We start from the raw sequence: 14835 nt of genomic DNA, 5'->3' as shown, positions 1-14835 counted from the left end.
CGGCAGCAGGAGCCGTCCGCTATGCCGTCGCCGACCGCAGCAGGATCCGCCCGTCGCTGGCCACCGCGAGTTCGTGGCCGGCGAAGGGGAAGCGAACCCGGATCCCGGTTCGTGGCTCGCCCTCCGGACGGCGGAGGAGCGACTCCAGAATCTCGGCGTCGATGCTCTCGTACAGCGGCGCCGCCGTCGACACGTCCCGTTCGGTGTGCTCCTCGACGGCGGTGACGATGGTCGTCGCGAGGTCGGTCCCGGCGCCGTCCCAGTCGTGGTGGCCGACGAGTTCCCAGTCGTCGCCCCCGTCGGCCGCGGAGTGACCCGACGGCTGGTCGGCGACGAGCGCCGAGACGCGTTCGAGGAGCGCGGAGAACTGGTCGGTCGTCCCCTTCCGGACGTACCCCGAGGCCACCCGGCGGGTGTCGGGAGCGACCGCGTCGCGGTCGGTGGCGGTGAACAGCACCACGGGCAGGTCCGGATCGGCGTCGGTCGCCCGGTCGACGAACGAGTCGCCGTCGGGGGTGCGAAGCGAGTCGCTGACGAGGCAGTCGACGTCGTTGTCGGACAGGAGCGTGAGCGCGGCGGCGGGGTCGGACGCCGTCAGCCACGTCAGCCCCTCGTCGCTGGCCCAGTCGCTCGACAGGTCGAGCATCGTTCGGTCGTCGTCGACGTGGAGGACGGTCGGACGGGCGGACACGCCCCGCAGTTGGCCGTCGGCACACATATAGCCCCGGCCACATTATCGGGGTATCGGCCGACACGAACGCGGTGGGGTCGTCAGCTGTCGACCCCGTCGAGCTCGGCGACGGCGTCGTCGAGAGCCGAGTCGAGCGCCCGGTCGAGCGCCCGGACGCCCGCCTTCCCGGTCCGCTCGGGGTTCGCGAGGACGCGCACGGACTCGGTGCCGAGGGGGACGAACCCGCAATCGAGCGCGTCGGCCGTCGCTCGGAGGCCCAGACCGGCGTCGGCCGCGCCCGCGAGCACCTTCCGCGCCGGGCTCTCGAAGCCCTTGACCGTCAGGTCGTAGCCGTCGACGGCGTCGGTGATGTCGGAGCGGTCGACGCCGCGGTCGTCGGCCAAGCGGTCGAGTTCGGCGTCGAGGCTGGCCCGGAGTCCGGAGTCGGTCGCCCGGTTGACGAAGCGCAGGTCGCGGTCGATCAGGTCCGCGAGCCCCGCCACGTCCCGGGGGTTTCCGGCGGGGACGACGAGCCCCCACTCGCGGGTCCAGCCGCCCAGGTCGACGGCGTCGACGTCGCGATCCGAGGGTCCGGAGACGACGGCGACGTCGGGCACGCCGTCACGCAGGCGCCGCCGCCCCTGTCGGCTCCCCACGTCGAGATAGCGGGGGCGCTCGATCCGGTCGAGCAGGCGCGAGAGCGCGGGGTCGTCCTCGCCGACGCCGAGCAGGGTGGGAGGGCGCACGTCCGGCGAGAACAGTTGCACCGTCACCGTCTCGCCCTCGGCGAGGTAGTCGGTGTCGGCGTCCACCTCGACGACGCCGTCGGCCTCGACGAGGCTCGTCGTCGCGCCGCTCCCCTTGTCGACGGGGTAGACGAGCGTGCCGTCGTCGGTCTCCACGAGGCCGACGGGCATGAGCCGGGTCCGTCCCTCGCCGTAGCGCTCGCGGACGGCCATGCGGCCCTCGACGGTCGCCGTTTGCGGGTCGGGGAGGCCGGCGGCCGACCGGATCGCCGGGGCGACGAAGGTACGGAAGATGGTGAGCGCGGAGACGGGGTAGCCGGGGAGGCCGACGTACGCCGAGTCCTCCAGCCGGCCGACGAGCATGGGCTTGCCCGGCTTGACCGACACGCCGTGCAGGAGGAGCTCCCCCTCCGACTCGATGACGCGGTAGATCACGTCGACGGCGCTGGCGGAGGTCGACCCCGAGGAGAGGACGAGGTCGCACTCCTCGGCGGCCTCGACCAGCAGGCGCTCCATCTCGTCGTAGTCGTCGCCGGCGTGGGGGTAGAGGACGGCCTCGCCGCCCGCCTCCTCGACGCCCGCGGCGATGGTGTAGGAGTTGACGTCGTAGATCTGGCCGGCCTCGCTGCGGAGGTCCCCGCCAGGCCGGACGAGTTCGTCGCCCGTCGAGACGATGCCGACCGTGGGGGTCCCGCGGACGGGCACCTCGTCGACGCCGAGCGCGGACAGCAGGCCGATCTCGCGGGGCGTGAGGAGGGTCCCCGGACCGAGCGCCCGCGACCCGGCGGCGACGTCGGCGCCGGCGACCATCACGCGGTCGCCCGGCGCGACCGAGGTGCGCATTGCGATCCCGTCCGCGACCTCGTCCGTGCGCTCGACCATCACGACGGCGTCGGCGCCGGGGGGCATCACCGCGCCGGTCGAGATCTCGGCACAGGTCCCCTCCCGCACCGCCACGTCCGGTTCGACGCCGGCGTGGACGGTGCCGATCCGATCGAGGACGACCGGGTCGGCCTCGTCGGCACCGAAGGTGTCGCGGGCGCGGACGGCGTAGCCGTCGACGCTCGCGCGGTCGAACCCCGGCACGTCGAGTTCGGCGTCGATCCGCTCGGCGAGGACGCGCCCCCGCGCCTCGTCGAGCGGGACCGTCTCGGGGGCCGGCGTCAGGTCGAGGTTCCCGATGGCCTCGCGGGCGGCCGCCGGCGATTCGAGGTCGCGGAACTGTCGGCGGTCGCTCACGCCGACCACTCCCAGTTCTCGACCGCGACGGTCTCCCCGGCGTCGTACCCCTCCCGACCCTCGGGGACGACGACCCAGCCGTCCGCGAGGGCGACGCTGGAGAGGACGCCCGACCCGCTGGCGCGGGTGGGTTCGGCGACGGTTCCGTCCTCGCTCTCGGTCAGGCGCACCCGGGCGAAGGTCCGGGTGCCGGGTTCGCTCGACACCTTCCGTGACAGTTCGGCCTCGACGGTCGGGTGGTCGGGGACGGGCATGTTGCCGACGGTCTTGAGGACGGGGCGGAGGAACTGAACGGCGTTGACGATGCAGGCGACGGGGTAGCCCGGGAGCATGATCACGGGCGTGTCCTCGACGACGCCGAGGGCGACCGGGTGTCCGGGTTTGAGGGCGACGCCGTGGACGAGCACCTCGCCCAGGTCGTCGACCACCTCGGGCGTGTAGTCGCGCTCGCCGACCGACGACCCGCCGGTGGTGACGACGACGTCTTTCGCCAGGTCGCGCTGGATCGCGGCGCGGATGGCGTTGGGGTCGTCGTCGACGACGTTCCGGTAGGTGGGGATCGCCCCCCAGCGGTCGGCCAGTCGGGAGACGGTGAGGCCGTTCGTCTCGATCACCTCGCCCGGGTCGGGGTCCCGCTGGACGAGTTCCTCGCCCGTCGGAATCACGCCGACCGTCGGCGGGTCGTACACCTCGACCCGTTCGACGCCGACGGACTTCAGGAGGCCGAGGTCGGAGGGGCGGATCCGGTGGCCGGGTTCGTAGAGCGTCTCGCCCTCGGCGACGTCCTCGCCGACGTCGCCGACGTTCTCGCCCTCGGCGACGGCGTCGAACACCTCCACCTCGTCGCCGACGAGTTCCGTCCGCTCGATCATCACGACGGCGTCGGCGCCGTCGGGCAGGTCGCTGCCGGTGTGGACGCGGACGGCCTCGCCCGGGGCGACGGCGCCGTCGCCCTCGCGGAGGACCGTCGGGGACCGGTCGCTGGCGCCGAAGGTGTCCTCCGCGCGGACGGCGTAGCCGTCCATCGCCGCGCGGTCGTAGCCCGGGACGGGCGCCGGCGCGGTCACCGTCTCGGCGAGCGTGCGGCCGTCGGCCCGGCCGAGCGCCACCCGGTCGGTTCGGTCGTGGCCCGAGACCGACGCGAGCACGGTCTCTAAGGCCTCGGCGACGCGGGTTCGGTCCTTGAATCCCGCGCGTTCGAGGTCGTCGTGGCTCATACCCGTCCTTGCGTTCGGGGATACAAAAACCCGTAGCCGGCCGGTGGCGAGGGGATGCGGTCCCGTCACACACACACCGCGGCCTTTTTCGATCCCCGTTCCTTATTCCGTCCCATGTCAGCACTGCGGGACGCGCTTCGGGACCTCCCCGAGGCAGTGTTCGCGGATCTGCTCGAGAGCGAGGACGCGTACCTGCTGGTCGTCGATCTTCCCGGCGCGACCGCGGAGACGGTCGACATCCGGATCGAGAAGGGGCGGCTGCACATCGAGGCACGACGGGAGAAGGCGCTCCCCGAGTCGTTCGACTACGTGCGCGAGGACCGGCCGCTGTTTCTGGACGCGGAACTTCCGCTGCCGCCGGACGCGACGGGGGCGGGCGCCGAGGGGGAGATGGAGCGGGGCGTCCTCGAACTCCACCTGCCGAAATACGAGGCCGCGCCGGAGCAGTCCATCCCCATCGAGGACGCGTAAGCCCGGGTGGTTACGCTGGTCAACCTCCGTGCGTACTGGCGCTTCGTCCGCGTCATCCACCAGTTCCTCCCGCTGATCGTCGCGTACGCCCGGGACCGCCGGAAGTACCTGCTGTTCGGCGGTCGGCGCAGCGTCGGCGTCGAGACCCAGCGGGAGCGCGCCGACCGCCTGCTCGACTCGCTGCTCACCCTCGGCCCGACGTTCATCAAGCTCGGACAGTTGCTGTCGACCCGGCCCGACATCCTCCCGCCCGCCTACATCGACGTCCTGACCAAACTCCAGGACGACGTGCCGCCGGCGCCGTGGGCGGAGACCCGGCCGGTGCTGGCGGCGGACGTGGGGCCGGTCGACGAGGTGTTCGACGACTTCGACCGCGAGGCCATCAGCGGCGCCAGCCTCGGGCAGGTGTACCGCGCCACCTACGAGGGCGAGCAGGTGGCGATCAAGGTGCGCCGCCCCGGCATCGAGGACCTCGTCGAGGCGGACCTCCGCGCGATCAAGTGGCTCCTGCCGCTCCTCCTCCGCTTTACCGACGAGGCCCGGAGCTTCTCGGTGTCGAACCTCGCCGACGAGTTCTCCAACACGATCAGAGAGGAGATGGACTACTCGCGGGAGCGCCGCATGCTGACCGAGATCCGCGACAACTTCCGCGACAACGACCGCATCCGCATCCCGGACGCGGTCGACGAACTCTCCGGCGAGCGCGTCCTCGTCATGGAGTACATCGACGGCGTCAAGATCAGCGACGTGGAGCGCCTCGACGAGCGGGGACACGACCGGAGCGACCTCGCCGAGAGCCTCCAGCGCATCTACCTCCAGATGATCATCGAGGACGGCGTCTTCCACGCCGACCCCCATCCCGGCAACCTGTCGGTCGCCGAGGACGGCTCGATCATCTTCTACGATTTCGGCATGAGCGGGACCGTCGACGCGTTCTTCCAGGAGAAGATCGTGGAGTTCTACATCGCGGTCGCCAACCAGGACATCGACGGCATCCTCGACGCGATGGTCGAGATGGGGACGCTCAGCCCCACCGCCGACCGCGAGGTGATGGGACAGGTGATGGAGCTCGCCATCGCGGACGTGCGCGGCGAGGACCTCGAACAGTACCGCGTCCAGCAGGTCATCCAGCAGGTCGAGGACACCATCTACGAGTTCCCGCTGCGCCTGCCGCGGAACTTCGCGCTCATCCTGCGGGTCGCGACGGTCGTCGAGGGGGTGTGTGTCACTCTCGACCCCGACTTCGACTTCATCGCCGTCGCGACCGACTACCTCACCGAACGGGGGTATCGCGAGGAGGGGGTCCGGCAGGCCGTGGAGTCGGCGGGCGACCAACTGGAGGAGACCGCCCGCTCGCTGGTGACCGTCCCCCCGAAACTCGACGACGTGCTCGACCGGGTCCAGCGCGACGACCTGACGGTCCAGGTGCAACTCGACGACGAACACGACGTGCTGGATCGGCTGGCGAAACGGATCGCCTACAGCATCCTGGCCGCGGTGGGCGTGCTCTCGACGGCCATCCTCTACTCCTTCAACGAGGCGCCGGAGGCGGCCGTCGTCGCGGGGGTCGTCACGCTCCCGATCGGCCTCCTGCTCTATCGCTCGCTCCGGCGAAAGCGGGGCGTGCGCGCACGGCCGCAGTTCACCAGACAGGAGATGCGTCGCCGCCGCGACGAGTAGGGCGTCGCCGCCGCGAGTACCCGCCCGCAGGGCTTTCCAAACCGTTTATACACCGGCTTCCGTTATCCGTCCGTATGGCGAGAGAGCAAAAGCAGGTGCGAGAACTGCAGGAGGGGAGCTACGTGATGATGGACGATTCCCCGTGCAAGATCAACGGGTACAGCACGGCCAAACCCGGTAAACACGGCAGCGCCAAGGCTCGCATCGAGGGCAAGGGCGTCTTCGACGGGAAGAAGCGCTCGCTCAGCCAGCCGGTCGACGCGAAGGTGTGGGTCCCCATCGTCGAGCGGAAGGGCGGACAGGTCGTCTCCGTCTCCGGCGACGACGCCCAGATCATGGACCTCGACACCTACGAGACGTTCACGATGCGGATCCCCGAGGGCGAGGACCTGTCGCCGGACGACGAGATCGAGTATCTGGAGTACGAGGGCCAGCGGAAGATCGTTGGCTAATGGGAGCCGTGAACCACGGGCGAGTCGCCGGAGCGTCGCGGCGACCCGCCGGGAGCGGGTTACGGCCACCAGTATGACGTTCCCAGGGGCGACCGCCGACCGCGCGGACGCCGCCTACGTCGTCGTCGGCGCACCGCTCGATATCTCCACGACGTTCCAGCCCGGCACCCGGTTCGGTCCCGACCGGATCCGGCGCTTCGCCGACTCGTTCGAGGACTACGACCACCACACCGACCGACACTTCTCCGAACTCGGCGTTCACGACGCGGGCGACCTCCACGCCTGGACCGACGCCGCCGAGTACGTCGACTTCCTCGCGGGCGAACTGTCGGACGCCCTCGCCGACGGCGCCACGCCACTCCTCCTCGGGGGCGAACACACCGTCACCGTCGCCGGCGTCCGCGCCGTCTCCCCGGACCTGTTCGTCTGTCTCGACGCCCACCTCGACCTCAGACGCGAGTTCGACGGCGACCCCTGGAGTCACGCCACGGTGACGCGACGGGCGCTCGACGTCGCGGAACACGCGGTGATCGTCGGCGTCCGCGCCGGGAGCGAACGCGAGTGGCGGCGGGCGAGCGAGGGGGACGTGACCGTCGTCGATCCCGACGCCGTGGCGGAGCGCGGCGCCGACGCCGTCCGCGAGGCGATGGCCGCGGCGGCCGACCTCGACTCGGCGACGACCTACCTCAGCGTCGACGTCGACGCCGCCGATCCGGCCGTCGCACCGGGAACGGGAACGATGGAACCCGGCGGGCTGTCGGCCCGCGAGATCCGTGGCGTCGTCCGGGCGATCGCCCCCCGCGCCGACGGCGCCGACGTCGTCGAGGTGAACGACCGCGACGACGGGCAGGCCGCGACGCTCGCCGGGGCGCTCCTCCGGGACTTCGTCTTCGCACACGCCGACGCCGCGAGCCCGTAGCTTACAACTCCCCGCCGGCCGACGGGTCGGTATGGACCGCAGCGAGTTCGTCGACCGACTGGACGAACGGCTCCGCACCGACGACTACGCCGACGTGGACGCGAGCGCGAACGGCCTACAGGTCGGCCGCCGGGAGGGGGAAATCGAGCGCGTGGCCCTCGCCGTCGACGCCGCCGAGGCGACGATCGAGGCGGCGGTCGAGCGCGACGCCGACGCCCTGCTCGTCCACCACGGCCTCGCGTGGGGCGGGTTCGACCGACTCACCGGCCTCCACTACGACCGGATCGAACCGCTCGTCCGGAACGACGTGGCGCTGTACGTCTCGCATCTCCCCCTCGACGGCCACCAGGAACTCGGCAACGCCGCCGGCGTCGCCGACGTGCTGGGACTCGACGACCGCGCCCCGTTCGGGAGCCACGGCCCCGAAGTCGTCGGGACGCGGGGACGGGCGGCCGACCCCTACGCCGTCGACGACCTGGCTGCCCTGCTGGACCGGGAACTCGACACCGAGACGCGGGTCCTCGGCTTCGGCCCCGAGGAGATCACGGACGTCGGCATCGTCACCGGGAGCGGCGCCGACTGGATCGAGGAGGCGGCCGCCGCCGGCCTCGACGCGCTGGTGACGGGCGAGGGGAAACAGCAGGCCTACCACGAGGCCCGGGACCGGGGGCTGAACGTCTTCCTCGCGGGCCACTACGCCACCGAGACGTTCGGCGTCCGACGACTGGGCGACCTGATCGAGGAGTGGGGCGTCGAGACGACGTACGTCGAGCATCCGACGGGGCTCTGAGCGCGGCGGCGAGTCCGCGACGGATCGCGCCGTTGAAACCGCTCGGACGCGGATAGGGAGTAATGACCGACGACGACGCCGACGGCGAGGTGCCACGCGAGGAGTTCCACGAGGACCCCATCGGCCACGCCGCGGTGCGGGCGGGCATGACCGCCGGCGACCTCGCGGCGGAGTACGGCAAGGCGGGCATCGGCGCGGCGAAGATGGGGCGTGCGGTGGACGTCTACGCCGAGATGCTGGCTCGCGACGACGTGACCAACTTCTTCGGCCTCGCGGGCGCGATGGTGCCCGGCGGAATGCGGCAGGTGGTGACCGACCTGATCCGTGACGGCCACATCGACGTCCTCGTCACGACGGGCGCGAACCTCACCCACGACAGCATCGAGGCCATCGGCGGCAAACACCACCACGGCCGAACCGGGCCGGAGGGGCAGGAGCGCGACCACGACGAACGGCTGCGCGACGAGGGCGTCGACCGCATCTACAACGTCTACCTCCCGCAGGAACACTTCACGCTGTTCGAGAACCACCTCCGCGAGCACGTCTTCCCGGCGTTCGAGGGGCCGGTCGCCATCAGCGAGTTCACGCGGGAACTCGGCCGCGCGAACGCCGCGGCCAACGCCGACGTCGACGAGGACGCCGGCATCGCCGCCGCGGCCTACGAGAACGACGTGCCCGTCTTCGTCCCCGCGATCCAGGACTCCGTGCTCGGCATCCAGGCGTGGATGCACTCGCAGGTCTCGGAGTTCACGCTGGACGCCCTCGCCGACCTGACGAACGTCACCGACGTGGCGTTCGACGCCGAGCGGACCGGCGCCACCGTCGTCGGCGGCGGCGTGCCCAAGAACTTCGTCCTGCAGACGATGCTCACGGTGCCGGAGGCGTACGACTACGGCGTCCAGCTCACGACCGACCCCGCCTCGACCGGCGGCCTCTCCGGGGCGACCCTCGACGAGGCGCGGTCCTGGGGGAAGTTGGAGAAGTCCGCGCAGAACGTCACCGTCCTCGGCGACGCCACGATCACCCTGCCGCTGCTCGTCGCCGCGGCGCGGGACCGACTGGACTAGACGAGCGACTCGCCGACCGCTCCGAGGGCGTCGAGACCCTCGGCCTCGGCGTCCAGTTCCGGCACGCGCCTGACGGGGTGATCGAAGTCCGCCTCGACGGCCGCGAGGCGCTCGGCGTGTCGGCACTCGTCCCGTCGACACCGGTCGCAGTCGCAGTTCTCGGGGTTCGCAAAGAGCCGATTGACGACGAGTGCGTCGACCGGCACCGCGGCCTCCCGGAGACGGGCGACCAGCCGTTCGGTCTCCGCGATGGCCATCCGCTCCGGCGTGAGAACGACCCGGAACCGGGTGCGGTCGGGATCGCGGAGGAGCGCCCCCACGCGGGCGACCCGGTCGCGGAGGGCCGTCACGGCGTCCTCGTCGTCACCGCCACCCCAGTAGGCGGCCGGGCCGAGGACCACGCTCCGTGCCGCGCGGGCGGTCCGCCGCACCCGCCGCTGCACGTCGCCCGCGACGCCCAGCGTCTCGGAGAGCACGGCCGGCAGGTCAAGCAGGCGGAGCGTGTGCCCCGTCGGCGCCGTGTCGAAGACGACCGTCTCGTAGTCGGCGTCGGCGTAGCGGGCGACGTACTCCAGGGCCGCTACCTCGTCGCCCCCCGGAATGAGTCCCGCCTCGAACAGGCGTTCGAGGTCACCGTCGTCGAGTCGGAGGCCGGCGTCGCGAAACTCGGCGGCGAGCGCCTCGACGACGCCCCGGTAGGCGTCCTGCCCGGTTTCGGGGTCGACCTCCAGCGCCGAGAGCGACCCCTCGATTTCGGTCGGGTCGGCACCCAGGTCGCGGCCGAAGGCGTCGCCGAGCGAGTGGGCCGGGTCCGTCGACACGACGAGCGTCTCGACGCCCGACCGGGCGAGCGCGAGGCCGTGGGCCGCCGCACAGGTCGTCTTCCCGACGCCGCCCTTCCCGCCGTAGAGGACGACGTCGCTCGCGTCGTCGGTCATGAACCCCGGTACGGGCCAGGGCGATACAAAGGCGTGGGTGGAGGGAAACCCGTTTGGGCCTCGGGTACGGAGCGTCGAACGGCCGATGACGAGCGCACCGCTCCGAGTCGGGGTGGCACCCGGCGGCGACGAGCCCTATGAGTGCCGAGGCCGCCATTTCTGACGGTCGAAGCCGTCTCTGAGGGAACTTGGATATGGCCACGGTAGACATAGGCCCCGGTCAGATCTACGCCGGGCAGGCAGACACGGATTTAAGAACGCTGCCGAGCAATCATACGATATGACCGCCGAGATCTCCGGGCGGGTTCGAGAAATCGCCGAAGCCCGCGGTCTTCCGGAGTCCGAAGTATTCGAGCGGGCGCTCGAACGTGGTCTCGAAGACCTGTGGGAGGACCTCGTTCTCGCGCGGTACCTCGACGGCGAACTCGACCGCGAGGAAGCAATCGAACGTGTCGGTCGGACGAAAGTCGAGCGAGCGGAGCGAGAGCGTGAGGTCGTCGAGGAAGACGTCGACTGGGGTCTGAACGCGTGACGCTTGCGGCTGTCTCGGACGCAGGACCGCTCATTCACCTCGCCGAAATCGATTCGCTGGAACTGCTCTCGACGTTCGACACACTCCTCGTCCCAGAGACGGTTTACGAGGAGGTCGACGCCGGTGGTGTTCCGGACCGATTGGCCGACCTCTCGTACGAACTCGTCGAAGCCGACGAAAGCCGAGTCGGAACTGAGGAACTGGACGCTGGAGAACGCGCCGCGATTGCGGTCGCTGAAGAGCGGGGAGGTGTTCTCCTAACCGACGACCTCGCCGCCCGAGAGGCAGCATCCGACGCGGGCGTCGAAGTACACGGTTCTATCGGCGTCATCGCGCTCGGGTACGGCCGCGGATTGCTCGACAGAGACGAAGCGGCATCGCGTATGCGAGCACTCCAGCGTGAGACGAGTCTCTTCGTGACCGAGGCAGTCGTGGAGCGCGGCATCCGGATGCTGGACGAGCAGTAACGGAGCGAGCGAGCTCTACAGGCGTGCTAAACACAGTCACTATGGAGAGATCCCGAGTCGTGAGTGCCGAGGCTGTCGGGGGCGCGGCATCCGTAGCGACTAGAACGTGCGGCGTCTGTAGCCGCGCTAAACCGGTCACGACGGACCGCTCCGGAGTCGTGAGTTCCGAGGCCGCTATTTTTGAACCATAATCTACAAGTGCGTCCCCAGAAAATAATAAATTAGATGCGGCTAATCTACAGTGTTGGTGGTGATCTATGACACGCAAGGAGGACGGCGGACGGGCAGTGACGCGACGGGACGCGCTACGCGCCGGCGGTGCCGCGACGCTCGCGGGGGTGGCCGGATGCACGGCACTGCCGAGCGCGCCAGGACAGGCCGAGAGTAGCGGTGACGGCGGACGCGACGGGCCGGTCGCCGTGGCCTCGTTTTTCAGCTTCTTCGACTTCGGCCGGCAGATCGCCGACGGGACCCCGCTGACGGTGGAGAACCTCGTTCCGACGGGACTGCACGGCCACGGGTGGGAGCCCAACGCCAGTATCACCCAGCGCATCATCGAGGCGGACGCGTTCGTTCACGTCGGGGCAGACTTCCAACCCTGGGCCGACCGCGCCATCCAGACGATCGAAGGGGACGACGTGGACACGGCGCTCATCAACGCCCGGAAGGGCATCGACCTGGTGGATCTCGCCGCGTCCCTCGATCGTGAGGAGGAGGGCGTCGGCGCTCAGCGCGGGAAGGACCCGCATTTCTGGCTGGATCCCCGGCGCGCGAAGGAGTCCGTCGACAACATCGCCGACGGGTTCGCCGAGGTGGTCCCGGAGCACGCCGACGCCTTCCGTGAGAACGCCGAGACGTACAAGTCCGAGGTGCTCGAACGAATCGATTCGGACTACGAGGCCGTCTTCGACCGAGCCGAGCGCGACATCGTCCAGCTGGCCGCGCACAACGCCTTCCAGTACATCGGGGTACGCTACGGCGTGCGAATGCGACCGCTGGTGACGAGCCTGGCGGCGAGCGGCGACGTCAAGCCCGCGGACATACGCGAAGCGGCGGCGGTCATCCGCGAGAACGACATCGAGTACATCGCCAACGGCGTCTTCGAGTCCCAGCGCCCGGCCCAGCAGCTCGTCCGCGAGACGGCCGTGGATGCGTACTTCCCCGTGACGCCGTACGCCGGCGTTCGTGAGGAGTGGGTCGAGGAGAACTGGGGCTACGAGGAGATCGCCTACAACATCAACATGCCCACGTTCGAGATCGTCCTCGGCAACAAAACGCCCGACGACGCGGCGCCGTGGGACGGCTGGGTTGAACAGTGGCGGAACTTCGAGCCGATATGAGCACGCAGGATACCGACTCCCCGAGGGCGGCCGGGTCAGACGAGTCGACGGTCACCGAGACTGATTCGGACGCCACGGCAAGCGAGCCAGTCGTCGACCTCACGGGCGTCACCTTCGGCTACACGGCGACACCGGTGGTCGAGGACGTCTCGCTGACCATCGACCCGGGTGAGTACGCGGCCATCGTGGGGCCGAACGGCTCCGGGAAGTCGACACTGATGCAACTGATGGTTGGTCTGCTCGAACCCGACACGGGGACGGCGCATCTGTTCGGGGAACGTGCCGATCGGTTCGACGACGGCGAGCGGATCGGCTACGTCGCCCAACAGGCCAGCGCCGCGAAGGAGATGCCTATCACCGTCCGCGAAGTGGTGAAGATGGGTCGATTCCCCCACGTCGGGTTTGGCCGACTGTCGAGCGAGGACTGGGCCGTCGTGGACGACGCGCTCGCGACCGTCGGGATGAGTGCGTTCGCCGACCGGCGCGTCACGCAGCTCTCGGGTGGCCAACGCCAGCGCGCGTTCATCGCGCGGGCGCTGGCGAGCGAGGCCGACCTGCTCGTGCTGGACGAGCCGACCGTCGGCGTCGACGCCGAGTCGGTCGACGCCTTCTACGACCTACTGGCGGCGCTCAACGGGCGGGGCATCACCGTCGTTCTTATCGAGCACGACCTCGGGGCAGTCGTCGAGCACGCCGACCGCGTCGTCTGCCTGAATCGCGAAGTCTACTTCGACGGCCCGACCGACGAGTTCGTCGAAAGCGACGCGCTGGCCCGGGCGTTCGGAACCGAGGCACGGTTCCTCGCGGGGGTGGACGGATGAGCGCGGGCGTCGCGGCCACGCTCGTGGCGAGTGTCCTCACCACCGTGGACCCGTCGCTGGTCCTCCCGCTACAGAGCGGGCTTGGGGGGATCGGTGACCTCGTCTTCGGCGTCCTCCTGTGGTTCTTGGAGCAGTGGTACTGGCTGATGGACTGGCTGTACTACGTCACGGGTCTGGAGATGCTGAACCCGCGCTACCGGTTCATGCACCGGGCGATACTCGTCGGGCTCTGCGTCGGCGTGATGGCGCCGCTCATCGGGACCTTTCTCGTCCACCGACAGCTCGCGCTCATCGGCGACGCGCTGGCTCACACCGCGTTCGCCGGGGTCGCCGTGGGGCTGTTCCTGAACGCGGTTATCGACCTCGGGGTGTCACCGTATCTCACTGCCGTCGTCGTGGCGATGATCGCCGCGCTGTTCATCGAACTCATCTCCGAAACCACGGACGCGTACAACGACGTCTCGATGGCGATCGTCCTGTCGACGGGGTTCGCGCTGGGAACGACGCTCATCAGCCTCAACGCAGGTGGCCTCGCCGTCGGCGTCAATCAGTTCCTCTTCGGCAACCTCGCGACGGTGTCGCCGGGGAGCGCGGCCATCCTCCTGGTGCTGTTCGCCGTCATCGTCGGGACGGTGGCCGTCACGCGCAACCAGCTCCTGTACGTGACATTCGACGAAACCGCGGCCGCGGTCTCCGGCATCTCCGTCAACTGGTACAACCGAGTGATGGTGATGCTGACGGCGATGGTCGTGGTCGGCGCGATGCAGATCATGGGTGTCATCCTCGTCGCGGCGATGCTCGTGGTTCCAGTCGCAGGCGCGACCCAAGTGTCTCGGAGTTTCTCCGAATCGCTCGTGGTCTCGGTCGTCCTCGCGGAACTCGCGGTGTTGCTGGGCATTGCCGTGGCCTACTACGCCGGCGTCACGGCCGGTGGCGTGATCGTCCTCGTCGCCGTGGGCATCTACATCTGCGCCGTCGCGCTGGGCAAGGTGCAATCCGCCCGTGGTGAACGGGCCACGGCCGACATGGGTCGCATCGAGGCCGACAGCGCCGATGTCGGTGCCGGAACGGGGGACGACTGATGGGCATAGTCCAAATGCTCCCTGTGAGCACCCTCACGGTCGACCCGTGCAGCGATGGCCGACGTTTCTCTCGCCCCATCACCTCGAACGTATCGCAGCATATGCTGTTCCGTCCGTGAGTCCGCAGCAGTGTCGTGAACGCCGTCCGGTAGGTGTGCGGTGTGAACTTCTTGTGGACCCGGTCCTCGCCGGATACGAGTACCGATAGAGCGCGAAGGGCCGTCTCGGACGCGGGAGCGCTCATCCCCGTCGCCGAGATCGATTCGCTCGAACCGCTCGCGGCGTCCGACGCCCTCCTCGTACCAGGGGCGGGTTACGAGGCCGGCGGTGTTCCGGACGCACCGCCAGCGTGACCGCCACACACATGTTAGTTCAGCAAAAGGTTATGCCAGCGAATCGCGTAT

Annotated in this window: 15 protein-coding genes; 11 read left to right on the top strand and 4 right to left on the bottom strand. The window is 69.8% G+C overall.

Going from position 1 to position 14835, the window contains the following annotated elements; genetic code table 11:
• Positions 1-19 precede the first annotated feature (19 nt).
• The 3 genes from NBT67_RS14990 to NBT67_RS14980 all read right to left on the bottom strand — a co-directional run bounded on the left by NBT67_RS14990 (position 20) and on the right by NBT67_RS14980 (position 3872).
• On the bottom strand, positions 20-691 hold the full coding sequence (locus NBT67_RS14990; protein WP_251342568.1) for a HalOD1 output domain-containing protein: 672 nt from the start codon (positions 689-691) through the stop codon (positions 20-22).
• Between the two features lie 80 nt (positions 692-771).
• Positions 772-2655, bottom strand: a complete 1884-nt coding sequence (locus tag NBT67_RS14985) for a molybdopterin biosynthesis protein (protein ID WP_251342567.1) — start codon at positions 2653-2655, stop codon at positions 772-774.
• Positions 2652-3872 (bottom strand): molybdopterin molybdotransferase MoeA, encoded by a 1221-nt coding sequence (locus tag NBT67_RS14980; RefSeq protein ID WP_251342566.1) that lies wholly within the window; start codon positions 3870-3872, stop codon positions 2652-2654. The genes NBT67_RS14985 and NBT67_RS14980 overlap by 4 nt, the downstream gene beginning before the upstream one ends.
• Before the next feature lie 114 nt (positions 3873-3986).
• Between NBT67_RS14980 and NBT67_RS14975 the strand changes: the two genes are divergently transcribed.
• From NBT67_RS14975 to NBT67_RS14950, 6 genes are all read left to right on the top strand, one after another.
• Positions 3987-4343, top strand: coding sequence for an Hsp20/alpha crystallin family protein (locus tag NBT67_RS14975; protein WP_251342565.1), 357 nt, complete (start codon positions 3987-3989; stop codon positions 4341-4343).
• A gap of 6 nt (positions 4344-4349) precedes the next feature.
• Positions 4350-6023: an ABC1 kinase family protein gene (locus NBT67_RS14970; RefSeq protein WP_251342564.1), complete on the top strand. Its 1674-nt coding sequence runs from the start codon at positions 4350-4352 to the stop codon at positions 6021-6023.
• A 74-nt stretch (positions 6024-6097) separates the two neighbouring features.
• Entirely contained in the window at positions 6098-6475 is a 378-nt protein-coding gene (locus NBT67_RS14965; RefSeq protein ID WP_251342563.1) for a translation initiation factor IF-5A, read from the top strand.
• A gap of 73 nt (positions 6476-6548) precedes the next feature.
• Positions 6549-7394 (top strand): agmatinase, encoded by an 846-nt coding sequence (gene speB / locus NBT67_RS14960; protein WP_251342562.1) that lies wholly within the window; start codon positions 6549-6551, stop codon positions 7392-7394.
• A 31-nt stretch (positions 7395-7425) separates the two neighbouring features.
• On the top strand, positions 7426-8184 hold the full coding sequence (locus tag NBT67_RS14955; protein ID WP_251342561.1) for a Nif3-like dinuclear metal center hexameric protein: 759 nt from the start codon (positions 7426-7428) through the stop codon (positions 8182-8184).
• Between the two features lie 62 nt (positions 8185-8246).
• Positions 8247-9251 (top strand): deoxyhypusine synthase, encoded by a 1005-nt coding sequence (locus NBT67_RS14950; RefSeq protein ID WP_251342560.1) that lies wholly within the window; start codon positions 8247-8249, stop codon positions 9249-9251.
• On the opposite strand, the gene NBT67_RS14945 is transcribed toward NBT67_RS14950, so the two are convergent.
• On the bottom strand, positions 9248-10189 hold the full coding sequence (locus NBT67_RS14945) for an ArsA family ATPase (protein ID WP_251342559.1): 942 nt from the start codon (positions 10187-10189) through the stop codon (positions 9248-9250). The genes NBT67_RS14950 and NBT67_RS14945 overlap by 4 nt on opposite strands.
• A gap of 280 nt (positions 10190-10469) precedes the next feature.
• On the opposite strand from NBT67_RS14945, the gene NBT67_RS14940 reads away from it, so the two are divergent.
• The 5 genes from NBT67_RS14940 to NBT67_RS14920 all read left to right on the top strand — a co-directional run bounded on the left by NBT67_RS14940 (position 10470) and on the right by NBT67_RS14920 (position 14431).
• Positions 10470-10721, top strand: coding sequence for a hypothetical protein (locus tag NBT67_RS14940; RefSeq protein WP_251342558.1), 252 nt, complete (start codon positions 10470-10472; stop codon positions 10719-10721).
• The gene (locus NBT67_RS14935) at positions 10718-11188 is read left to right on the top strand and encodes a PIN domain-containing protein (RefSeq protein ID WP_251342557.1); all 471 of its coding nucleotides are present in this window, start codon (positions 10718-10720) and stop codon (positions 11186-11188) included. Before NBT67_RS14940 ends, NBT67_RS14935 begins: the two co-directional genes overlap by 4 nt.
• A 287-nt stretch (positions 11189-11475) precedes the next feature.
• Positions 11476-12528: a metal ABC transporter substrate-binding protein gene (locus NBT67_RS14930; protein WP_251344390.1), complete on the top strand. Its 1053-nt coding sequence runs from the start codon at positions 11476-11478 to the stop codon at positions 12526-12528.
• Positions 12525-13349 (top strand): metal ABC transporter ATP-binding protein, encoded by an 825-nt coding sequence (locus NBT67_RS14925; RefSeq protein ID WP_251342556.1) that lies wholly within the window; start codon positions 12525-12527, stop codon positions 13347-13349. The genes NBT67_RS14930 and NBT67_RS14925 overlap by 4 nt, the downstream gene beginning before the upstream one ends.
• Positions 13346-14431, top strand: coding sequence for a metal ABC transporter permease (locus NBT67_RS14920; RefSeq protein ID WP_251342555.1), 1086 nt, complete (start codon positions 13346-13348; stop codon positions 14429-14431). The genes NBT67_RS14925 and NBT67_RS14920 overlap by 4 nt, the downstream gene beginning before the upstream one ends.
• The last annotated feature ends 404 nt before the right edge of the window (positions 14432-14835 follow it).

Source organism: Haloplanus sp. GDY1 (assembly GCF_023703775.1).
Lineage (GTDB): Archaea > Halobacteriota > Halobacteria > Halobacteriales > Haloferacaceae > Haloplanus > Haloplanus halophilus.
The sequence above is the reverse complement of the archived record's forward strand: the minus strand, read 5'-3'. Positions and strand labels throughout refer to the sequence as shown.

Coding starts and splice junctions, on each gene's coding strand:
- speB (WP_251342562.1), top strand. CDS start 6,549: ATGACGTTCCCAGGGGCGACCGCCGACCGCGCGGACGCCGCCTACGTC.
- NBT67_RS14945 (WP_251342559.1), bottom strand. CDS start 10,189: ATGACCGACGACGCGAGCGACGTCGTCCTCTACGGCGGGAAGGGCGGC.
- NBT67_RS14980 (WP_251342566.1), bottom strand. CDS start 3,872: ATGAGCCACGACGACCTCGAACGCGCGGGATTCAAGGACCGAACCCGC.
- NBT67_RS14975 (WP_251342565.1), top strand. CDS start 3,987: ATGTCAGCACTGCGGGACGCGCTTCGGGACCTCCCCGAGGCAGTGTTC.
- NBT67_RS14955 (WP_251342561.1), top strand. CDS start 7,426: ATGGACCGCAGCGAGTTCGTCGACCGACTGGACGAACGGCTCCGCACC.
- NBT67_RS14965 (WP_251342563.1), top strand. CDS start 6,098: ATGGCGAGAGAGCAAAAGCAGGTGCGAGAACTGCAGGAGGGGAGCTAC.
- NBT67_RS14950 (WP_251342560.1), top strand. CDS start 8,247: ATGACCGACGACGACGCCGACGGCGAGGTGCCACGCGAGGAGTTCCAC.
- NBT67_RS14925 (WP_251342556.1), top strand. CDS start 12,525: ATGAGCACGCAGGATACCGACTCCCCGAGGGCGGCCGGGTCAGACGAG.
- NBT67_RS14920 (WP_251342555.1), top strand. CDS start 13,346: ATGAGCGCGGGCGTCGCGGCCACGCTCGTGGCGAGTGTCCTCACCACC.
- NBT67_RS14940 (WP_251342558.1), top strand. CDS start 10,470: ATGACCGCCGAGATCTCCGGGCGGGTTCGAGAAATCGCCGAAGCCCGC.